Origin of the sequence: Shewanella waksmanii ATCC BAA-643, assembly GCF_000518805.1 — a bacterium.
GTDB classification, from domain to species: Bacteria; Pseudomonadota; Gammaproteobacteria; order Enterobacterales; family Shewanellaceae; genus Shewanella; species Shewanella waksmanii.
The window spans coordinates 27,319-50,212 of record NZ_JAEH01000039.1; the positions used below are offsets into that span (position 1 = coordinate 27,319).

The 22,894-nt window shown below is 44.8% G+C and carries 19 protein-coding genes; 13 read left to right on the plus strand and 6 right to left on the minus strand.

What is annotated here, in order from left to right; translation table 11 throughout:
• Positions 1-726 precede the first annotated feature (726 nt).
• A complete protein-coding gene (locus L865_RS0114645) occupies positions 727-2,784 on the minus strand; it encodes a S9 family peptidase (RefSeq protein WP_211237702.1) in 2,058 nt (685 codons plus the stop codon).
• Positions 2,785-2,965: 181 nt separating this feature from the next.
• On the opposite strand from L865_RS0114645, the gene L865_RS0114650 reads away from it, so the two are divergent.
• Positions 2,966-3,481 carry a DUF2975 domain-containing protein gene (locus L865_RS0114650; protein WP_028773919.1) on the plus strand — a complete coding sequence of 172 codons (516 nt, stop codon included), beginning with the start codon at positions 2,966-2,968 and terminating at the stop codon, positions 3,479-3,481.
• A 2-nt stretch (positions 3,482-3,483) separates the two neighbouring features.
• On the plus strand, positions 3,484-3,705 hold the full coding sequence (locus L865_RS0114655) for a helix-turn-helix domain-containing protein (protein ID WP_028773920.1): 222 nt from the start codon (positions 3,484-3,486) through the stop codon (positions 3,703-3,705).
• 131 nt (positions 3,706-3,836) lie between these two features.
• On the opposite strand, the gene L865_RS26030 is transcribed toward L865_RS0114655, so the two are convergent.
• The 5 genes from L865_RS26030 to L865_RS23925 form a co-directional block, all read right to left on the minus strand.
• Positions 3,837-7,001, minus strand: coding sequence for a S8 family serine peptidase (locus tag L865_RS26030; protein WP_169732702.1), 3,165 nt, complete (start codon positions 6,999-7,001; stop codon positions 3,837-3,839).
• A complete protein-coding gene (locus tag L865_RS24605; RefSeq protein ID WP_051484630.1) occupies positions 6,959-7,699 on the minus strand; it encodes a S8 family serine peptidase in 741 nt (246 codons plus the stop codon). Before L865_RS24605 ends, L865_RS26030 begins: the two co-directional genes overlap by 43 nt.
• A gap of 612 nt (positions 7,700-8,311) precedes the next feature.
• Complete coding sequence (locus L865_RS0114665) at positions 8,312-8,911, minus strand: TlpA family protein disulfide reductase (protein ID WP_028773921.1); 600 nt, start codon at positions 8,909-8,911, stop codon at positions 8,312-8,314.
• Positions 8,904-9,332, minus strand: coding sequence for a cytochrome c-type biogenesis protein (locus L865_RS23920; protein WP_051484631.1), 429 nt, complete (start codon positions 9,330-9,332; stop codon positions 8,904-8,906). The genes L865_RS0114665 and L865_RS23920 overlap by 8 nt, the downstream gene beginning before the upstream one ends.
• Positions 9,333-11,336, minus strand: coding sequence for a heme lyase CcmF/NrfE family subunit (locus L865_RS23925; protein ID WP_051484632.1), 2,004 nt, complete (start codon positions 11,334-11,336; stop codon positions 9,333-9,335).
• A gap of 490 nt (positions 11,337-11,826) precedes the next feature.
• Here L865_RS23925 and L865_RS0114680 point away from each other — a divergent pair, with 490 nt between their 5' ends.
• The 11 genes from L865_RS0114680 (at position 11,827) to L865_RS0114730 (ending at position 22,873) form a co-directional block, all read left to right on the plus strand.
• On the plus strand, positions 11,827-13,866 hold the full coding sequence (locus tag L865_RS0114680; protein ID WP_028773922.1) for a cytochrome c3 family protein: 2,040 nt from the start codon (positions 11,827-11,829) through the stop codon (positions 13,864-13,866).
• A gap of 78 nt (positions 13,867-13,944) precedes the next feature.
• Positions 13,945-14,373, plus strand: coding sequence for a rhodanese-like domain-containing protein (locus tag L865_RS0114685; protein WP_028773923.1), 429 nt, complete (start codon positions 13,945-13,947; stop codon positions 14,371-14,373).
• 61 nt (positions 14,374-14,434) lie between these two features.
• A complete protein-coding gene (gene bamJ / locus L865_RS0114690; RefSeq protein WP_028773924.1) occupies positions 14,435-15,217 on the plus strand; it encodes a BamJ family beta-barrel-assembly machinery protein in 783 nt (260 codons plus the stop codon).
• 27 nt (positions 15,218-15,244) lie between these two features.
• Complete coding sequence (locus tag L865_RS0114695; RefSeq protein WP_028773925.1) at positions 15,245-15,958, plus strand: tetratricopeptide repeat protein; 714 nt, start codon at positions 15,245-15,247, stop codon at positions 15,956-15,958.
• Between the two features lie 62 nt (positions 15,959-16,020).
• Positions 16,021-16,728 (plus strand): 4Fe-4S dicluster domain-containing protein, encoded by a 708-nt coding sequence (locus L865_RS0114700; RefSeq protein WP_028773926.1) that lies wholly within the window; start codon positions 16,021-16,023, stop codon positions 16,726-16,728.
• Between the two features lie 2 nt (positions 16,729-16,730).
• Positions 16,731-17,678 carry an NrfD/PsrC family molybdoenzyme membrane anchor subunit gene (gene nrfD, locus L865_RS0114705; RefSeq protein ID WP_028773927.1) on the plus strand — a complete coding sequence of 316 codons (948 nt, stop codon included), beginning with the start codon at positions 16,731-16,733 and terminating at the stop codon, positions 17,676-17,678.
• Between the two features lie 68 nt (positions 17,679-17,746).
• Positions 17,747-18,232 carry a nitrous oxide reductase accessory protein NosL gene (locus L865_RS0114710; protein ID WP_028773928.1) on the plus strand — a complete coding sequence of 162 codons (486 nt, stop codon included), beginning with the start codon at positions 17,747-17,749 and terminating at the stop codon, positions 18,230-18,232.
• Positions 18,233-18,234: 2 nt separating this feature from the next.
• Positions 18,235-19,566 (plus strand): nitrous oxide reductase family maturation protein NosD, encoded by a 1,332-nt coding sequence (nosD, locus tag L865_RS0114715; protein WP_084632551.1) that lies wholly within the window; start codon positions 18,235-18,237, stop codon positions 19,564-19,566.
• Complete coding sequence (locus L865_RS23930) at positions 19,566-20,516, plus strand: ABC transporter ATP-binding protein (RefSeq protein WP_051484633.1); 951 nt, start codon at positions 19,566-19,568, stop codon at positions 20,514-20,516. The genes nosD and L865_RS23930 overlap by 1 nt, the downstream gene beginning before the upstream one ends.
• Position 20,517: 1 nt before the next feature.
• Entirely contained in the window at positions 20,518-21,363 is an 846-nt protein-coding gene (locus L865_RS0114725) for an ABC transporter permease (RefSeq protein ID WP_028773930.1), read from the plus strand.
• 220 nt (positions 21,364-21,583) lie between these two features.
• On the plus strand, positions 21,584-22,873 hold the full coding sequence (locus L865_RS0114730) for a winged helix-turn-helix domain-containing protein (RefSeq protein WP_028773931.1): 1,290 nt from the start codon (positions 21,584-21,586) through the stop codon (positions 22,871-22,873).
• Positions 22,874-22,894 lie beyond the last annotated feature (21 nt).

Consider the following 22,894-nt stretch of genomic DNA (forward strand, 5'->3'; position numbering starts at 1 on the left):
TGTTACTGCCGTCATCAGGGTGCCTAGTGGCACATGCCCGCTATTGCACAAGACAGTCACTAGACAAAACAGTCACTACACAAGATAGCCACTGAACTAGCTAGCATGTCGCTGCTACTTCAGTCACTACACAAGATAGCCACTGAACTAGCTAGCATGTCGCTGCTACTTTCTAGCTGACAAAGGCTGGGGCAGAAATCTGGCGTCAACGGTTTTGTTGTCGAGGACTCCATTTTTACTGCTGTTGAGATTAATTTCGTTTTTTAATTATGTCTCACTGTAGATATCAGTGCCAGTTGTGGGAAATAACTTTGCATGTTCTATTTATGCGGCTAAAAGTAGTACTTTAAGGTAGCGTGAATACGCTAATATATTGAGTTTGTCGCCTGTCAGACTATAAGTGGAAGTGATTAAAGTAAACTGGTTTGTATCTTAGTTTAATCCGGGATGTCGGTTTTAATTAAGTTTGTTTTAAGCTATTTTTCGTGGATGGTTTTAGGTAAGGCTTACCTATTTTTGTTTTACCTATTAGTGTTGGTTGTGTCTGATAAATAATCAGATACTTTGGCGGCTAAATTAATATTGTTGTTTTTATTCTGCTCTAGGTGTCTTGGACTGGGGATTATCAAGGGTGTTTATATCGCGCCACAGTAAGTTGTGGAGGCATAAATAGTCTCTTAGGGGGAAGCCGCAGAGACCATTTATGCCCAGACGCGTCTATGGTACTTATAGCGCCTTAACATCGACGGTTAAACTTTGTAGGTGATCCCCCAGTGCGACGGACGGGGTTGGGCTGACTTTGCCACCTAAGTGTTTAGCAAAGAAGCGTTCCATGGCGAGAATATAAGCCAGTTTATTGTCGCGCTTTTGAAACCCATGACCTTCATCTTTCGCCAAAATGTATTCAACCGGTAGCGACTTGTTGACTAGGGCTTTGGCAATATTGTCAGACTCTATTTGGGTGACACGCGGATCATTAGCACCTTGTACCAGCAATAGCGGCGTTTTAATGTTATCGACAAAGTTAATTGGCGATCTGGCCTGCATATCGGTGCGGTCTGCGGCGACTTCTGGGTCACCTACCGCGTTATAGAACTGACCCAAATAGGGGCGATAGTAGTCCGGAAACGCTTCCATCAATGTAATTAGGCTTGATGGCCCAACATAGCTAATGGCGGCTTGATAGACATCGGGTGTGAACGTTACCCCGGCGAGCGCGGCATAACCGCCGTAAGATGCCCCCATAATGCCAACCCGCTGCTTGTTGGCAATACCTTGTTCAACCAGGTAGTTGACGCCATCGGTGAGATCGTCTTGCATACTGCCTGTGCCCCAGTTTTTGTTGCCGAGGTTCAAAAAGCGCTTACCAAAGCCCGTTGAGGCGCGAAAGTTTGGCTGCAATACCGCATAACCTCGGTTGGCTAACAGCTGTGCCACCGGATTGAAGTAACCAGAACCTAGGGTCCAATAATCCCGTGCCCAAGGGCCGCCATGGGGCAGAATGATTGTAGGCAGTTGCTTGCTTTGTCCTTGTGGCAAGGTTAAGTAGGCTTGAATCGTCACGCCATCCCGAGCGGTATAGTGGATGGATTGTTTGTTAGATAACAAGCTTGGGTTGATACTCGGTTGCTGGGCTAACAGTACAGAGACTTTTCCCGTGTTGGCATCATAGACATATTCATTGCCCAGATCGGTGTCGCTGGCAACATGCAGCTGCCACAGGCCGGTATCTTGGTTACGGTCGCTGACGGTGATTTCTACGTCTCGTTTGAAGTGATCGTTAATCGTCCGCCAGTGCTGTTTAAATTCCTGGTTTAAAGGGTAGGTACGTAGTCGACCGCCATAGTAAGAAACCGCAATCGGACTGCCAGCATCATCAAATAGCACCTCATGGACATCAGACTCATCGCGGGGATCTTGATGCAATGTGGTTAACTTGCCGGTTGTAAGATCGATACTCAGTAATTGTTGTTTATCGCGACCTTGAATGTTGGCTTTAACAAAGGCGATGTTGCGCTCAGTATTGATGCGCAATATATCAATCTCTTCGCCAAAGTCTGTGCTGAGCAACACACGCCACTGCCCCTGTTCATTAATATACAGGTTACGGGTGTTGTCTGGATTACTGTTGGCCGCTAATACGGGCTCGCCGCTATCGTTGACCTCTATTTGTCCGAAGCCTAGGGTATTTTCCATTAAAGGCGTGATTGAACCATCCTTGATGTTGAGACGGTACAGATCGAGTCGCTGCGCTTGGCTATGGTTAGCCATGACAATAAGTTGTTCAGGGTTAAGCTTTGGCTGTCTTAGCAACATATAACGACTGTCTACTTGGTCTGTTAACGGTTGAATTTGCGCCGAGATTGCCTTGGTCGCATCAAAAGTTAGCTTGTAAAGCTGAGTGTTTTCGTTGCCATCAGTATCTTTGGCAAAGAACAGTTGGTTGTCGTTGAGTGACCATTGAAATCCGGCAATGGGAGTTGAATATTGGGTGATGACTTGGGCGTCACTCAACGCCGCGCCGACAGGCATCAAATAGAGGTTTTTTGCCCCCTGATAGTCCTTTAAAAAGGCCAGCCACTTGCCATCATTGGATGTTTGAATATCGCTAATCCCTTGTTCATTAAAGAACGCCTCAATAGGCAGTACCGCAGCCGTGCTGCTCACTGGCGCAACGACGGAATGGGTTAGGTTTTGCTGCTGTTGGGTGCTGCAACCGCTCATCAATCCGCTGACGGCGCTGGCGGTCAGTAGCAGTGAAGAAAGTAATAATTTATGGCTCATAATCTGTTCCTTATTGATATAACGCATCCGCATCATCGTGGTTGATGACTGTATTGCTAAGTTGCTATTTAGCCTATTACATAAAATAATTATTGTAAAACGATAATTTAATATTATTTTGCGAATATTTTTTGTTGTGTGTTATGATTTGGGCATCAATGTGTAGGAGAAGATCGACGTCATGAACGACAAGATGAACAAATTGAGTCAGTTAAGTGGATATCTGCGGGGGTTAGTTTTGCTGGCGACTGCGGTTGTTATTGGCTACTTGGGTTATCAACTGGGTTTCAACGGTGAGCTTAGGTTAGGTAGCAGTGCGCTTTCAGAAGCACTTTGGCAAGACGATCGTGCCAGTCACAGTGTGCTACTCATGATGGTGCTACCGCAATTTGTCACCATGTTGCTAGGGGTGTATTGGCTGCAAAAGTTGTTGGCTTACTACCAACAAGGTCTGTTTTTTGCCACCGAACCAATGCGCTGTTACTTGTGGTTAATTTGGCTAAAAGTGGCGGACTTTTTCTTAGATATTGGCCGTAATATTGCGGTGGGTAATTACCACAGTCAGTTTTTTGAAACCACCGAGATAGAACTGACTATCGACTTTGGTAATCTCACCACCTTGCTGTTGATGTTAGTGATTGTTTACTTACTCAAAGCGGCAAAAGAAATTGAAGCCGAAAACAAAGAGTTTATCTAGCCATGGAAATTATTGTTAATTTAGATGTGATGATGGCGATGCGAAAGGTCAGCTCAAAGGAGTTAGCGAAAGCCATTGATATCACTGAGGCCAATTTGTCTTTGCTTAAGCGCGGTAAAGTGAAAGGGGTACGCTTTGAGACGTTAGCGAAGATCTGTGCCTATTTGCAGTGTCAGCCAGGCGATATTTTGGTGTTTAGCTCTCAGAGTATCGGTGGAAAATAAGCAAATTAGTTTTTGAATAGAAATGTTTTGGGCTAGGACATAATAGGCTATTAACGAATAACTTCTATTAAGATAGAGCCCCTGTATAGGTACAAGAACAGCGGCTCTATTGGGCTAAATTCGTTTATTGTTTACGTTTTTCGGCTAAAATTTAATCGGTAGCCGAGAAGCATCAATACACTAATCAGCCAATGCATGGCGCCGCCATCGTCATCTTTATTTTCAACGGTAAAGTTGATCGATTCTATAACGTTACTACTACTATCAGTAACTTCGAGACTAAACGAGTAGTTGCCTTGCTTAGTTGGTGTGATGACTATGTTTTCTGCTTGAGAGTCAAATTCAAGTGCTGCTCCAGCTGTTTGGGTCCATAAAAAGTTTAGTGAATCACCATCTAAGTCTATAGCGTTTGACTTTAAACTTATTGCCTGACCTACTTTGCTTCTCGCTACACTTTTTGTAAGTGACATAGTCGGCGCATCGTTAATGTTATTAACTACTATGCTAGCTTTAATTGGAGTAGATACATTCCCAGTTTGATCTTCTACAGTATAAGTAAACGTATCCACTCCGAAAAAATTGCTTACAGGAGTATAAGTCGCAATTCCTGAGTGAGAAATCACTACTGTACCATTATCTGGCGGGCTGACTAATTTGGGGTTACCTACGTTACCATTAGGGTGTATTTCAATGGCATCCAGTGCTTTGAAGGTAGTTCCATTACTGGTCGCAGACATTTGAGCAACCTTTCTAGCCGATGTATTGGCGTTTTCTAAAATATTAATTGTGACAGCTTGCTCTTCATCGGTTTCAATTCCTAATTGTGAGCCAAACTCGAACAGCTTCGCTTGGACTTGGTAATTAATTTCAAGCTGGCCCATATCGGCCACTTCAACTTGTACTTGCTCGCCACTTGTCACGGCTACAGATTCATTCTCACTATTGAAATAGAGTGTATCGCCGTTTGCTCCGCTAATATCTTCCGCTCCGATTGTTGCTTGGCTTGGCATCGCCGGAATATTAATGTAATTGAAGGTAATCTCTTCTTGTTCAGATGTGCTGATCCATATGCTAAATGTATACGTGCCAGCATTTGGCTCTTCGACTAGTTTTACATTGTTCCATTCAATGACTATCCATTCTTTGTCATTTTGTTCGGCCAAAGCAATCCCAACTTGACCACCTTGCTGGTTATTACGGTTGTTCTCACTGAGGGAAAAGTCAGCCCATAAAGGAGCTAATATATTATTGGGTTTCATTGTATCAGGGAGTGGCGTATTGTTGTTGGTGCCAGCAGTTGAACCACCACCGATTAAGACTAATCCATTATCTGAAATCGTGATTTTACTGTATATATTGGAGTTAAAAAGGAAATTTGGCGTATTTAGAGTGAAGGCAACGTCATCGCAATCCTGTTCACATTCCGGTGTGATGAGCGAAGGTAAGTTAAATATACTTGTGTTGGTCTGATTGGTTTTTGTTAAGTTGAGCTTTGGTATTTGAAGTTGTCCTGACCAAATGATTTTTCCTGCCGCTTCGTCAATATTGAGCCCATACTGTTGTCCATTTTTTATATTGATATTTACATCGTTTACTGAAGTGAGGACGGTACCATTAGGTATTTGAGCCTCTATGGTGATGCTATTATTGAACATTAGATTATTGAATCGAGCACTAATCGGTATTTCATCGTTAGCTAAAATCTTATTTTTAGGACCTGCAACCGAGATTAAGTTGGAATTACTACTATGTTGGGACAAAATTGCGACAGGAAGGTGAGCGTCAGTGTGTTCTCTGCTTTTTAACCATATATCACCCAAAATCCAGCTTTCATCTTCAGATAGAGATACGTCAGCTTTAGTATGGAACTGTGCAGATTCACCTGCTTGTAGTTCCAATGTTGAAGGTGAAATTTCTAGAAAAGTCTCTCCAATACTGCCGGCTTCGAAGGAAAGATCCCAAGTCGTTGTGTGTCCCGATTTATTGTGGACCGTATGAGAATAAGTACATAAGCCTACACAATCCGAAGCGAGAGAAGGGCGATCGAAGGTTAACACTGCTTGACTCGCTCTATCAAGGTCTAGCCGTCCAGCTCCTTTTGCGAAGACGGTTGCTTCAGTAAAGGTTTTTTCGTCTAAAATACCACTTGATGTCGCAGTGGATGTTAATGCGGTTTTTATGTCGTTTGCGGTCCAATTGGGATTTAGCTGTCGAAGCAAGGCGGCGGCTCCGGCGACATGGGGACTTGCCATACTCGTCCCTGAGAAGATAGCGGTAGCGGGTAATTCACCGTTTATTGCGGGAATAGCTGATAGAATATCTGTCCCTGGAGCTGTAATATCTGGCTTTAGTACCGAAAAATCCCCATTTGGACCACGAGAGCTGCTGTTTACAACAATGTCAGCATTGGTTGGAGCAATGAATCGCTCTATTTCGGCACTTATTCTTGCGGTAGTTTCTTGTGTGCTTAAAAAACTAGTGATGGCGTTGCCTGCTTCTGCTGTTATCATTATTACTGGCAATGAGTTGTTCGGCACGTATATGCTGAATGGTAAACTGCCGGGAGTATTGTGTATAACTAGTGCTTTAGCCCCTGCCGCTTGAACCATTGCTGCTTTTTTTGAAAAGTCACATGTCCCTCTAGAGACTAATGCTATTGCATTTTTAAAACTGTCATCGGTAAAAGGAGCACATGCCTCGGTATTACCTTCAGTTAGCTGCGAAGCAGCGATGATAGGTAGTTCAATGTTCCTGCTTAACTTTGAATTATAGGCAGGCATTGCCAAGTAGTCTTTGTTGTCTACTGTTAACTTATTAGCAAAGTAACGCCCTGTGGTGCTATTTGCTACCGTAATGCCTGATTCAATACACCCCGGACAGCCTATTGTTTGAGCACCACCTGAGCCATCGTTGCCTGCTGCGGTCACTATCACTACTCCCGCTTCCTCAGCGGCTTCATACATAGTTTTGAATGGACTATTTGCTGGATGGTCTCCAGCACTGCCTCCCCAAGAGTTATTTATTACATGGGCTCCATCATTGACAGCATCTTCAATGGCTTGCATTAACATTACATTAGAGCCGCGAGTATTAATGCAATCTTCAGTACTAAACAGTGCTTTGTAGGACATGAGGTAAGCTGCTGGTGCTACGCCTGATAGCGTTAGGTCAACTTTTTGATATGTGGTCGAAACTCGGTTTCCTACTGCTGTACCTGCAACATGAGTTCCGTGGCCATTGTAATCAAGAGGATTTAAATGCTCTTGATTGCAGACAGGAAATGTAGGGTATACCAACGTGCGATGATCAATTTGTTATTGCAAAAATTGGCATTTACCGTTGAGCAATAATCGTCTGTTGGCATGTTTGTTACTGGCGCCTGAAAATTGTCATCTGCGAACATTGGATTTGTGGGGCTGATTCCTGTATCTATCACGGCCACCCTTATGTCTTTGCCAGCATTCTCTATTCCAGAAACAGCATTCCACATTGCTTCGCTATTAATGATGTTGTTTGATGCATCCATCGTTGAATGATACATGACTTCGGGATAAACGGCTTTTACGCCAGGCAGGCTAGCTATTTGTTCCAGTGTTGCGTTGGCCCCCTCTATTACGACACCGTTAAATAGAGTTCTAAAGCTCCTTTCAAGTGTAAATCCAGCGTAAGTTTTAGCCAGACTTGAGGCAAAATGTTGCTGTTGTTGTTCTAGGTGTTGAGTATAATCGTTTGAACTTAAGGTGATTAAATTACCCGTATGCAGCTTGCTTGCTGGTGATTCCAACTCAACAATGAACCGCTTGCTTTCTTTTCCAAACTCTAGTTTTTTTGTTGTCTTTACTTTTTCATATTTTTCTGATTCAAATATTTCAAAATTTTGCTTGGCGAGTGCCGCATATGCTGGTAAATAAACTGCGATGAAGGTTGCAAAGGCTAAAAATAAATTAGAATATTTCAACTTGAATTTTTCATTAGTATTAGCGGGGAACTTCATTGTATCGTATCTCCTAAATTTAGCTAACTAATTTAAAGCTTAATAGAAGTTCTCTTCTTCATATGGATGAAGAATTTAAACTCTTAGTTAAAATAAAAGTTTTAGTTAAAATAAAAAATGGAGTCCATTCCATAAAGACGTTTGGGCGTCCAGTCCGCGAGGTTGATTGTCAAGCTTTGTATTGACAGCACCTAAGCCCTAATAACCAGCCAGTCAAGCCAGAGGTAGGAAGATGTTGAGTAACCAGCTGAATAAATCATGAGCTAAAATTCATTCAGCGAGCGGGCTACAACATTCTCAAAGCTGTCTAAACTAGTAGAAAGCAATTTGTAGGATTTTTTCCAGATAATAAAAATTAAAAATATAATTATCGATTCGATATATTGTGGGTTGGTGGTGGCGGTTGGTTTTTCGTGGTGATTTCAATGATTATTTTTAGGTGTAAATTAAAAGTCCGCCATTTTATTTTTGGTGGGCATATAATTAAACTTTGATGATATTAAATATTATAAATACTTATTTAAGTTTTTAACTGGGTGGTCTGGGAAAAATCCGTCCGGCAAAGGGGCAAATATCCGGACGGGAGCAATGAAAAGGGTGGCAGGGACTAAGTTATTGCAAAAATTCCTCTCGCTGGGCGTATTTTGCGGTTAAGGCTTCAAGGTAAGGTTGCACCTCTTTGTCGCCCCAATCTAAGTAACCGCGTAAAAAGCCGATAAGGTTGCCATCACCGTCGAGTACAAAGGTGGCTGGCACTACGTTCGCAGGTAAGACATTATCTAATGAGTATTGATCGCGATGATATGTTTGATAATCAGCTAAGCCGTGTTGCTGCAAAAACGGCATGATGTCAGCTGCTGACTCGTCAATAGACACAGGGATGACCACCAAATCATTGTCTTTATTGGTTTGTCTTATCCCCTCCATCATAGGTATCTCCTTGATACAAGGACCACACCAGGTCGCCCACAGGTTAATAAGCACTAACTTACCCTTGTGTTGCTGCAGGTTAATGGTTTGCCCGGTTAAGGCTGTTAACTCAATTTCAGCCATAGAACGTGCGTACTGCATTTCAATAAATCGCGACATGATCATGGGCTTAGGTAATGACTCGCCCGTGGCGTAAACTTTGTCACTGGGCATTGAGGCAATAGCCAGACTGCTCACACAAACAAGCATAATGGCGCTAAGAGTTAGGGATAATTTACGCATCTGTTTGCTCCTGCTTGGGGGCTGATTGGCGCCATAGACGTCGGCTGAATAGTGCGGCGATGATCACCAACAAAACTAACGAAATCGGGATCAGATAAAGTGGCGCAGTACCCGCAGATAAACTGGGCATATAGCGAATTTTCTCGCCATAGCGAGCCACCATAAAATCAATAATTTGCTGTTTGCTGCGACCTTGTTCCAATTGGATAAATATTTCGGCTTTAAGTTCGTTGGCTATCTGGTTTTGCGAATCAAATAAAGTTTGGTTAGTGGCCATCGGGCAACGTAAAGACTTAGCAATATCAAAGCCGAGCGTTTTAATTTCGGCTTCGCTGTAGTAGTTGCGCGGTTCGACAGCTTGGGTCGCTAACGGCAGTAACATTAGCGTAGCGAGTAGCATCACGAAGTGAAGTTTGCCCATTTAGCTAGCCTCCGCGGGAACTGATGGCTTGTTAGCGCCGTGTGTTTGAGTTTGTCTTGCTTTAATACGACCGGCCGAAATAGCGGTAAATCCGGCCAGCATCATGATCAGCGCCCCGAGCCAAATCCAACTGACTAACGGCTTATAGCTAAGGCGTATCAAGTATTCAGTCTCACTGAGTGGCACCCCCATAGACACATACATATCGGCAAATAGGCTGCGTTTTATTCCAGCGGCTGATAACTCCATGCCGTTAGTTTTAAAGGTCTGCCTTTGTGGATAGATATAACTGATGATGCGATCTTGGCTGTCTCTCAGACTAATATTGGCCTGAATGGCTGAATAACTGCGGGCATCGACCTGTTCAGTTTGCTCGTACACGAAGGTGTAGCCAGCCAGCTGTTTACCTTGGCCTGGTCCCATTCTAAGTAGCTCTTCTTGCTCAAAATTAGACACGACAGTAGCGCCTAATATTGCGACAGCCACCCCTAAGTGTGCGAGGCACATACTATAGAATCGTTTTCTACGCGGTGGCTGACACAGTCGGCTAACCGATAGGCTGGTGGTTTGTGTTAAGGCGCGGGCAATGGTTAATAGTAGGCAACTGACAATCCAGCACACCGAGAATACACCGCAAAACAGCCAGAAATCGAAGCCCTGTGTGACCATGTAGCTAGCAGATAGACTCAAGAGTGTGACGGCCATGGCAAGCAGCATCAGTTGGCGATAGGGTGGTTGTTTATCATGTTGCCATCGTAATAATGGTGCAGCGCCCATAAGTAGACTCAGTAGCCATACTATGGGAATAAACAAGCTATTAAAGTAAGGTGCCCCAACAGAAATACTGTGGCCAGAAACCACTTGGTAAATTAGCGGGTAGCAGGTACCGAGCAATACTGACAGTGCCGCGACCACCAATAAGAGATTGCCAATAAACAGTAAGGTTTCTTTGCTCACTTGCTCAAAATTAGGTCGAGATATGAGGCGCGGTGCACGTAGGGCAAACAGCGTGAAGCTGGCGCAGGCAGAGATGAGTAGCAATATTAAGATAGCGCTGCCCCGAGTCGGGTCAGCGGCAAAAGCATGAACTGACTGGACTACGCCAGATCGGACTAAGAAAGTGCCCAGTAAACAGAGGTTGAAGGCCACTATGCACAGCATAATGTTGCTGGCGTGGAAGCTGTTACGTTTTTCACTGAGGATCAATGAGTGCACCAGTGCGGTGGCAACAAGCCATGGAATAAAGGAAGCGTTTTCGACTGGATCCCAAAACCACCAACCGCCCCAACCAAGCTCATTGTATGCCCACCAAGAACCGAATGCATTACCACCAGTTAGGAAAATCCATGCCAGTATTGCCCAAGGTCGAATGCGTTTACAGTGCTGTTGAATCGCTGTTTTAGGTCCCAGTAGCGCCGCCATGGCACCCGCAAAGCAAGCGGTTAAGCCCACGTAACCTAGAAATAGCAAAGGTGGGTGCAATATTAAGCCAATATCTTGCAAGATGGGATTGAGGTCACGCCCTTCGACAGGAATTTCAGGCAACAAGCGTGCAAAGGGGTTGGAGGTGAATAGCAGAAACAGTAAAAAGCCACACAACACCATCGCCATCACTGCACTAACATGGTTGTCAAACTCGCTGCTAAGTCCGTTTTTAGGGCGAATCCATAGACTCCAAGCGGCAATAGCCGTGATCCAAAATAGCATTGAACCTTCGTGTCCTCCCCATACCGCCGCGACTTTAAATACCAAGGGTAATTGGGTATTGGAGCTGTTTGCTATATAAGCAACCGAAAAATCATCAATGATAAATAGATAACCTAAAATTGCGATAGCTAATATTAATGCGACAAAGCAAAGTTTAACTAAGGTATCTATATAGTGATTCGTTATCCGAGTATCTAGTGGTATTAAGTGATATTTAATTGCCAGCGGTGATAACGATGTAATTATAGCAATTACCGCGGCAATAATTATAAGTATTAAACCAATCTCTGCCATCATGATGGGCCACCATTCTTATGCTCTTTAAATCAATATCGCAATTCGTCGATTGCTGATTATTGATGAGTTACTGCTTATTTATATTTATACCTGAACACTAAATGGCATCGTCTGGGTTTTCTGTGAGCTTTATCAAGTAAATAATCTAGCTGTTTTCATGCGTTAATTTTTTACAACTAAAAGCCGGTATTCAGTTATTTTTAGATGTAAATTACGCGTTTTTACAACTGACTTATCCTATCTTGTGTTTTTTATCTGTCTGTTTTTGCTATGTTTTTATGTTTTTATTTTCTTTTATATTTAAATGAATTCTGAGTGTGCGCTAGGTCATGTTTTTTGCGGTTCTATTGTGAAGAATACTGTACTTGCTCAGTTGTTTAAGTCGTTAGATGAACGGTTAGTTTGAACAAAATCCAGAAGATAGTGTGCAACGGAATAACCACTGTTAGCTGGTAACAAAATATAAATTATAAATATTTAGGAGTGTATGATGAGACGATGGAAACACAAGGTAGCCTTAGGTGTGCTATTTTGCTTCGGTGCCATTGCTAACGTGAATGCTGCTGGCGGTAAATACAACAGTGTGCCTGAAATGGGTAAAACTGCTAAAGAAGCAATTGCTAACTATCAAGGCATGGAACAAGTTAATGGTGTTAAAACCTTACAGGGCTATGTTGTTCAAGAAGCCGAGTTATTTGATTTCCTATTTGAAAACCATCCGATGTTTAAATATCAGCAGTCGGGTAACTTAGTGGGTGATTACCATATTAGTGACCGCGGTGAAGAATATTTAGATACCGGCCACAGCCCCAAGTACAGTGAAAGAGTGGGCGCACCACGCGCCGTACAGTACCGTTTAGGTGCGAAATCTATTCTTGATTATCCCAACAACTTCGTTGGTCCAGAAAAGTGTGCTGAGTGTCATGCTACCCAGTACGAGAAATGGCAACGCTCACGCCATGCTAAAACGATTCGTTTCCCTGGCGATCACCCTGAGGTTGATAACGACCTAGAAAAAACCATGTACAACACCAAAGATACCTCTATTTTGCCAGATGGTATTACGCCTGATGTGATTTATGCCACCGTGGGTACGCCACGGACTAAGTATGGCTTCATTGATGCCTGGTTAGTACGAGGTACTTATCATATTGAAGGTGGGTTGTTGCGCGACGGTACCGGTAAAATGGTCGCGGGTGCTAACCAGTTCTCTCGTGGTTGGGCTGAATGGCTCACCCCTGAAATGTCTAAAAAAATTAACGATGTGATTCCTGAGTTCCCACTCACTATCGCAGATTTTGGTGCCTCAGGTTCACACCAACAAGGTATGAGCTCTTATGGTGCGAAATACCGTGAAGAGATGTTGTTCCAACCTGCGAGTTCATACTGCGAAGTGTGCCATACCTTCAAGTTTGATTTCCAAAGCAAGCAAGAGTACTTCGACGCACTGGGTGACCCTAAAAAGTTACAAGAACATACCATCTCTAAAGGTATTGCGTGTGAAGAGTGTCATGGCGCTGGTGGTCACTTAGATGGTGGTACCGGTGGTATGCAATCTAACTGTGAACGTTGTCACCAACGCTTCCAGTATGACGATACGTTGGCCGATACTCCACAAGCACAAGAAAAACGTGAATATGCGTTTGGTGTGAAGATGAAGTCACTTTGCCCATCATGTGGTACTGAAGGGTCGCAAATGTACAACTCAGTGCACTATGAAAAAGGCATGCGTTGTACCACTTGTCATGATCCGCACGAAGTCACTGATGGCGATTGGATGTCTGGATTCACTAAGCCTAAGTTGAAAAAAGACTGTACAGATTGTCACGCTGCGCAAACCTTAATTGCGAGCAACACTGACACCCATAGCAACCAAACTTGCCAAAGCTGTCACATGCCTAACATGGGTAGCTGTGAGAACTTCAAAGCGATGCAGTTCCCTGACCAAGCTGGTTTCGATGCTGTCCGTAAGTCACACATGTGGAAGATTGAAGTTGACCCAACTTTGAAAACGCTTAATCCACCAGAAGGTGAGCCACGTATTCAAGGCCCAGCAGGCGGTAAAGGCTGGACAGTGGCGAAGAACGAAGAAGGTCGCTCTTACCTAGATTTGATGTGGTCATGTGCTCGTACTGCAATTTCTGACCATGACGTAGTGGAAAACAAAGGTTGTCATAGCCAGTTCCAATCTGAGCTAGAAACCGGTCTGCACTACAAAGATCAAATGGAAATCTACGGTGAAGTCATGAAGTGGCAAAAACCGATTAAGGAAGTGTTCACTGAAGTTGAACAAGCCTTAGTCCGCATTGACCAACTTCTTGAAGTGACCAAGCTATCAACCGAAGACAAAACTCAAGTATTGATGCTTGCTGAAAAAGCGCAAGAAGCGGTCGACTTGATTAGGGCTGATGGTTCTTGGGGTGTGCATGGTTTCCGCTACAGCCAGAAACGTCTTGATGCGGCACTGACTTACGTCACTCAAGCACAAAACATCCTAGATAACAGCGGCTACTCAGCCAAAGCTAACTAGGGCTTAGTCACCCTGCCTCGGCATCTTAGCTGTGATGATTAAGGTGTCGGGGTCATTAGGTTCTAACTGGAGAATGAAATGAAAACCAAGCTTAGCAGCATCATGTTCAGCCTAATGTTTGTGGCAGGGATTCCCAATGTTTTTGCAGGTAGCGGCGAACCTATGGGGCCCGCGACTTATCACGAAATCCAGCTGCACACGATCTCTATGGCCGAGGCCGAGTCACTGTTGGGTCAAAAGGATGTGTTGTTTTTTGATGTGAATACATTGGAGTTGTGGGCAGAAGGTTTTATCCCTGGCGCCACCTTTATCAATGTTGATAACTGGCAGGACCTACTGCCAAAAGAGAAAGACAAAGTGATGGTGTTTTACTGTGCTAATCGGCTTTGTAATGCCAGTGAAATTGCCGCGAGAGAAGTCATGAAATTGGGATACACCAACGTACGGCAGATGCATGACGGCATCTATGGTTGGCGCTTGTCAGGCCGACCAACAGAAAGACCATAATAATAAAATTGATCAGTTGTTTACCGTTAAGAGCAATCGTTAATTAAAGAGAGACATCGATATGAAAATCAGCAAGCTAGTAATGCGTAAGACCACCATTGCCCTGTTATGTAGTTGCGCTTTTATGGCCCAAGCCGCGCAATCAGAATCAGAGATAAAAGATGAATCATATGCTTTAGGCGCATCGGTTGGTAAGTACATCTCCAGTAAGATTTATGATCAAACTGAGCTTGGCGTTGATGTTCAAGTGCAAACCGTCATTGATGGGGTGATTGATGCACTTAAAAATGAAACCAAAATGTCGGACGAACAGATCCTCACCCACTTAAATGCGCGTGCAGAACTACTCAATAATATTCGTGAGCAGCAGCTCGCTGAGCAATCAGCGCAAAGTTTAGCCGCTGGCCAAGCTTACCTTGCCGATAACAAAAGCCAATCTGGGGCAACCGAAACCGCATCGGGTTTGCAATATGAAGTGATCAAGCAAGGTGATGGCCGTATTCCGCTTGCATCTGATGTGGTCACCGTTCACTACAAAGGCGAGCTCATTGACGGCACAGTATTTGATAACTCTCGTGACCGAGACGAACCCAACCGCTTTGCACTGATGACAGTGATTGAAGGCTGGCAGGAAGGCATTCAACTTATGCCTGAAGGTTCTATCTATCGCTTGAGTATTCCCACAGAGCTGGCCTACGGCGAACGTCAGGTTGGTGTGATTCCGCCTAACTCAACTTTGGTCTTTGATGTGGAGTTGATGAAAGTCGAGTCTCCCGGTGAAAACTCTCATGGTATGGGGCTTTCAGGCATGGGGATGGGTGGCATGATGGGTACTGGCCACTAGTTTTTACGCCAACAGTAGAGAGAGTATATGAACAGTCTTATTTTGGGTATCGCCGTCATCATGACCGCCTTCATCACGCCGTTTTGGGTACTTCATCTCCGTACTCAGTGCCAAGGCCAAGCCCTGAACACTAAGGCAACCCCTGCATCATCTGAATCGAAAGCATCAGGTGCGAAGGTGCCATTAATACTGTCTGTTGCTCTACTGTTGGCGACCTTATTGACCTATAGCCAGATTGGCCGATTTGCCGACTGGGATAGGGGATTTATCGATGAAAATATCGATTATTTGATAGCTGCTGACATTAATAAAAATGCGCGTGCTGTAAGTGAGCAACCTTACAACAAGATTGCATTACTGAATCTTGCCCATGCCTATGCTGAGGGCGGTATGTACGCCGAATCAGTTGACACATTAAACCAATTATTGGCAGTAGAGGGCCAAGACGCTGAGTTACTTGGCATGAAGGCAAACGCACTCTACTACCGTGACGGTCGAGATATGAGTTTGGATGTATCGATAACGATTTCCCAAGCCTTGGCCGTAGACCCTTTCGAAGTTCAATCGCTACTGCTTTTGTCGACCCATGCCTACCTGAATAAGGATTATCAGCAGGCAATCGATCATTGGCAGACGCTATTGAGCAGCGAGAACCCAAGCATTAACCGAGCATCAATAAACAGTGCGATTTTGAAAGCTGAGCAAAAACTGACTAATCGTGCCGTGACTGCATCTGAGTAAAGAGTCACTAAAACGTATAAGTATAAATTGGGTTAGCGAAACGCTGACCAATGGAGGATGCTGTGAGTGAAAATATAGAGAGACGGAGGTTCCTTAAATGCTTAGGGGCCGGCTCTTTGATACTGGCGCCTTTGGGTTGCAGCTCAGTCAAAGAGGAGGACTCGAATAGCAATAGGCCACATTATGCGATGGTATTTGATCAAAATAAATGCGTCGGTTGTGGTGAATGTAAAGAGGCCTGCAATAAAGCAAACAATCTGCCTGAAGGTAAATCTCGTTTAATGATGGAGCAGCAGTCTGGTGGTGTCGAAGGGCAGAAATGTTCACATTGCGGCAAAACCGAGTGTGACTGTGAACGCAAGTATGTGCGGGTTTCTTGCCAGCAGTGCAAGAATGCACCATGTGTCACGGTGTGCCCCACCGGCGCCGCTCATCGAGATCCGGCTACAGGCATTGTTACCATGAATGCCGATAAATGTGCTGGATGCAAATACTGTATCGCCGCTTGTCCTTATGATGCGCGCTACATCAATAAAGATACTGACGTGGCTGATAACTGTGATTTCTGCCTTAACAGTAAGCTGGCTAAAGGCGAGTTACCCGCTTGTGTACAAGGTTGTCGCTATGACGCCCTGATCTTTGGTGATGTCAACGATCCTAATTCTTATATTAGTCGATTGCTGGCAGTGAAAGATTCAGTGCGGATTAAGTCTCACTTTGGTACTGAGCCTAGCTTGCGTTACATACCAATTGTTAAGCAGGGGGTGTAAAAATGGATGGAACATTAGAATTCACCATGGGGCTGTCTGACGGTATTGCTTGGCCCTGGCCCATTGCGGTGTACTTGTTCTTTGCTGGTATCTCTGGCGGGGCATTGTCGGTGGCACTGTTCATTCGCTTTTATAAAAAGCAGGTCACTAATACTGCGTTTTTAAAAGCATCGGCGTTAGTGTCGTTTATCACCATCTCTTTAGGCATGTTGTGTTTGGTGTTGGATTTGACCAACCCGCTGTTTTTCTGGCGAATATTGGTTTACTACAACCTCAACTCTGTTATGTCAATCGGGGTGATAGCCTTAACCGCCTACATTCCACTTGTGGCGCTCATTGCGATGTTCGCACTGGAAGAAGAGATTAAGCGCATTGCTATCTTGCGGCCGCTGTTACCGATTATCGACAAACTACGCGGCATTCGTCGTCCTTGTGAAGTCGCGGTACTGCTGCTAGCACTGTCTGTGTGTGCTTATACTGGCTTCTTGATCTCGGCATTGATCCGCTTCCCGCTGATCAATACTGCGGTATTGCCCGCCCTGTTTGTGGCATCGGGTTTGTCGGCAGGCGCTGCGGCAGCAAAAATGTTGGCAGTGGGCATGTTCAAAGAAGATCTGCATAGCCAAGACATGAAAATTCTGCATGGTGCAGAATGGCCAATCATGTTTGCTGAAGCGCTATTCCTGTTCATGATCATCATGTCATTAATGACCGGGAATGCGGGGGCGCAAACCGCGTTTGAGGCTTTCCATAGCGGTAGCTGGGCAATGGTATTTTGGCTCGGGGTAGTGGGGGTAGGCTTTATGGGACCTGTACTACTTAACTTCGCGACGGGTAAGCGTTTTAGTCATTCGGCGCAGGCGTTTTACCTATCGGGATTATGTGCAGTAAGCGGCATGATGTGCTTACGTATGTTTATCCTATATGCGGGGCAAAACTTCGCGATTTAATCTTCAAGTTAAGCTTCAGCTAGCCGCGGATGGCTAGCTGAAGTGCAAGTCGAGTTGTGGCAATGATGATAAAAAAATTACTACTAAGCGCGCTTTTAGGCATGTCCTTGATAGGTTGTGGAGCGCCAGAATCCAATGAACACCAGCATCACGTGGCAGGTATTGGTGAGCACGACCGCTGCCATATGTGCGGCATGATGATCAAAAAATACCCCGGACCTAAAGGGGAGCTCGTACTTAAAAGCGGTGAGCTAACACCAAAGTTCTGTTCAACCCGAGATATGTTTACTTTTGCATTGCAACCAGAAAATCAGCGTCAAATCAGCCACTTGCTAGTCCATGATATGGCGGTGACAGATTGGGATAATCCTCAAGACAGCCACTTTATTGATGCGACTCAGGCTTGGTATGTGTATGGCACTAGCCGCCAAGCGGTGATGGGTAGCGCGGTAGCCCCGTTTTCTAGTGAAGCAGCCGCACAGAAATTTGCACAGCAGTATGGCGGCGCAGTGCTTCGCTACGATCAAATCGATCTTACGTTACTGGGTGAATAATCATGTGGCCTTGGGCGCGACCTCAGCGAATACTGCCCGCTACATTGTGGTGCTGGCTTGCAATTAGCTTGTGGTTAACGCTGCAGCCGGCATATGCGAGCACTAAGCGGGTCGATAATAGCGAGCAGTTACGTCAGGCACTGCAACACGCTGAGGTGGGTGACAATATACACCTTAATGCTGGGCAATATATTGGCCAGTTTGAGATCACCCAGGCAGTCAGTTTGAGCGCTGATAAACAGGCGGTTATTGATGCTCAAGGCCAAGGTAGCGCACTGCGGGTCAGCAGCCCCAATGTCATCATTAATGGGTTAACCATTCGCAATTGGGGACGGGATTTATATCAACAGGATGCGGCAGTGCATTTGGCGAAAGGGGCCGATCAAGTGCAGGTAAAAAATTGCCAATTATATGGCCCAGGTTTTGGTATTTTCGCCGTCGATATTGAGCAGCCACTGCTTAGTCATAACCAAATTATCGGGGAGCGCCAGCTATACACGCTCGATAGAGGTGATGGTATCCACCTATTGCGCGTTAATCAGGCTCGAGTGGAACACAACCAGATTAGCTGGGTACGTGATGGGGTGTATTTAGAGTCAGGTATCGACAGTCAGGTTAATCACAACCGGTTCAGTGACCAGCAATATGGCATTCACTATATGTATACCAAAGCCGATTCAGCCAAAGCCAACCATGCGGTTGATGTTGATGGGGGTTACGCACTGATGAATGCTTACGGCATTAAATTAACGGACAACTTTGTCCGGGGGGCACGCGAGTTTGGCGTACTGCTTAATCTGACTAATGATGCCACCATTGCCAATAACGTCATTGTCGATACCTATGATCCAAACGCCAGTGGTGAACTGCTCGATGAGGGTAAAGGCATTTTTATCTATGGGGCCCGCGGCAACCTCATTAATGCCAATACGATTGGTAATAATCAAGTGGGTTTATCGATGGCAATGGGTGGCGAGTCGAATGTTATTTATGAAAATCAGTTTATTGATAACCAGATCCAAGTGAAGTACATCGGTGATGTTTGCGTTGAGTGGAGTCACCAAGGTCGAGGTAATTATTGGAGTGATTACCAAGGCTGGGATTTAACCGGCAATGGAATAGGTGAAAGCCTGCACTTGCCCAATGACAGTTTAGACCGGCTATTTTGGCTCTATCCTGAAGCGCGATTTTTGATGGATAGTCCCGTAGTTAAATTATTGAAATGGCTAGATAACCAAGTTCAGCAAGCGGCCCCAAAAGGGGTCACTGATAGCTATCCTATATTAGCCCCTGCGCTGGTGCCGCAAATTGCCCATCTGGGGAGAGAAGAGTAATGCATATAGAAGACTTAGCGGTATCGCTACAAGCAGTGAGTCATCAGTTTGGCGATTTCGCTGCCTTAACAGAAGTAGATTGTGCGCTGCAGCCTGGACAGCTGCTGGCATTGCTGGGCCACAATGGTGCGGGCAAATCCACGTTGTTAAAAGTGATTTTAGGATTGATTGACCCCAGTCATGGCCAAGTTACTGTGTTGGGGCAACGATTATCAGCGCACAATCGCAAGCCCATGAATATTGGTTACCTGCCAGAGAACATTAGCTTTTATGACAAACTAACCGGCCATGAACTGCTGAGCTACTTTGCCGCCTTAAAAGGGGTCGGTCAGGTTCGGGTCAACCGATTAATTGAAGAGTTTGGCTTGCAATATGCACAACATAAACCGCTGAAAGGCTACTCAAAAGGCATGAAGCAACGTCTTGGTATCGCACAAGCCATTTTGGCTGAGCCGCAACTGTTGTTACTTGATGAACCCACGGTTGGACTCGACCCGCAGGCGTCAGAATTTCTATATCAAAAAATACAATCACTAACTCAATTAGGTTGCGCAGTCATGGTCTCAACCCATGAGCTCAACCTGATTGAACCTCAGCTTGATGTGGCGATGGTAATGGGACAAGGGCGTAATTTGGCCACGGGGCCCATGGATAGCTTAGTTAAGCAAAGCCAGCTGCCGGTGACGATACGTTTTGATGACATGATTCGTCGTGTGACACGCTATAACCATTTGGCCGCTTTCTATCATAATGGTGCGCTGCGTTGTCCTGTGGCTGAGACTGAGTCATTGGTAGAGTATTTGACAACCCAGTGCCATATTTTCGATTTTGAGATTGAAAAGCCTGGCTTATCTGCGCTTTATCAGGAGTTGATGGCACCGATGCAGCAAAATGATGAGCAAGGTATTGTTTTCCAACCCGTCAACCAAACCGTATTGGTCGGAGCTTAATATGAATAGCCAAACATTAAGGGTTGCCCCAAATCCGGTGTGGATTATTGCCAATAAAGAGCTCAAAGACAGTTTGCGCAATCGCTGGGTGAGTGTGATCACCTTTATCTTTATGTTGCTGTCTTTCAGTGTGACTTTTGCAGGTAGTGCAATATCAGCAGAGTTGGCGCTGCCGAACTTACCAAGTTTGATCACCAGCTTGTCAACGATGACGGTATTTATCATTCCTTTAGCTGCCATACTATTGAGTTATGATGCTTACATAGGTGAAGAAGAGGCGGGCACGATGTTGCTGCTGTTGAGCTATCCGCTCACCAAGCAGCAAATCTTCATCGGTAAGCTAGTTGCCCATAGTGGCATCATGTTGGCAGCGATCAGCCTCGCTTTTGGTTGTAGTGCCGTCGCTATGCTGCTGTGGAGTGAGGCTAGCTCAGCCGCGGTGATAAGCGCTTTTTTTCAGTTCATAGTCAGTAGTAGTTTGCTGGCGGTGACCTTTATTTTGATCAGTTATTTAGTGAGTTTACACGTCAGCGAAAAAGCCAAAGCGGTGGGGACCTTGTTGTCGCTATGGTTTTTGTTGGTGCTGGTGTATGACTTGTTGCTACTGGCATTGCTGGTGGCAGATTTAGGCAGTAGTTCGCAAGCACTGGTCAATGTGTTGATGGCACTTAATCCAACGGATATCTATCGGGCGATTAATTTACTGGCTGTGGATTCGCCCATGGGCAGTTTGAGTTTACTGGCTGATACCGCATGGGGCATTGAGCTGTTGTACGGCTTGTCGATAGCTTGGGTTGCTTGTTTAGCTATGTTGGCGAGCCAAAGTTTTGCGCGTAAATCTATCTAATTGATTAATGATTAAATATTAGCTTTTCATCATCTATCAATAGTTGTTATTATTTTTAGGAATAATTTATATCAAGTTCACGTTCTGGGAATTGATTAGCTAAACTCGCGATTAATTTGAGTAAGTTGTCACAGATTCCACGGTAATGGAGCGATAATATAAAACTAATAACAACGATAAGTTTCATTATCTTAGCTGTGAAACAAGATTGAGGTGAAGCGTGGTAAAAGTTACTCCATACTTGGAGTTCGACCAAGAAGCGCAACAACTGCATGACCGCGTAAGTGATTGCAAAATTCACTTAACGTTTTCAGAGTCGGCGGTATTGGGGTATCTGTTAGCAACGCCTGATGCCATTGTTGCCAAAGAAGCGCTATTAGCAGCGGGCTGGCCCGATCGGGTGGTCGCAGCCACATCGTTAACTCAGTGCATCAGCACCCTGAGAAAGAAGCTCGAACCGTTTACCGAAGTGCAATTGAAAACCGTGGCTCGACGCGGTTATCAATTACATATCTCACCCAAATCCCATGTAAAAATGCTCGCGGTGAATGACGCTGAATCAATCAAAGAGGCACTGATCGACGTATCCTTGATGGTGAAAATCGGCGGTATTGTCGTGGCATTAGCGATTATTGCTTGGCTTTGGTACAGCAGCGATTACCACAAAGTAATACAGCAGGCGGGACTCTGGGACGCCAGCGAGCAAGTTGATATCAACTTAGGTGGCCAGCAAGAATCGTTAACCCTATTAGCCAAGCAGGGTGACTACAGTAAGCATGAGTCTATGTGGCAAAAGCATATTGCACCTGAGTTTAATTTTATTAAAGGCATGCAAGGCTTTAGTGGTTTTGCCCTGTCAGATGGTAATCACTATTCATTAGCGACTTGCCCAGATGGCAGTAATGATGCGTGCTCTGGTGAGAACCTGATTAATATTGCTGCCATAGATAAAACCCCAGCAGGACTGAACATGATTGAGTTTAGTGAACTGCGGCAAGTGATGGAAAATCGTATTCGGTATAACCGCTTGTTGATCCCTAAGAGCGAATCTTTTGCCGATATTAGTGATGTTGTAGAGCACCATTACCATGGCGATGTGTATTTTCCGGTAGCTAATGAGTTATTGGTGAGAGCGGATGTGAGTGTGTCGCTAGTTTATGAAGAGCCGTTAGCGGGTAATTTTTACTCATCGGCTTGTATTACCGATCAAGACTGCTTAACAACACCGATTAAATATCAAGTTCGCGGCCAATTTGTACAGTATAAACAATCAATTGGTGAACTTGAAGTTGATGTGTTCCACGTTAAAGTCACTCAAAAAGATTTGATAAAACCAGAAGTGGTGAGTGATTCGGCGATGCACTTTTATCGTGAAATACGTAAGCACAATATTCGCGATGAAGAGATGTTTTACTACCGTATCTATCGTGATGATAAAACTGCGGTATGGGTGGTGCCACTGCTGGGTAACCTAGTAGCTTGGACCAAGTATGACAAGGTTGCCTTATAACAATAAAAACCCAGCATAAGC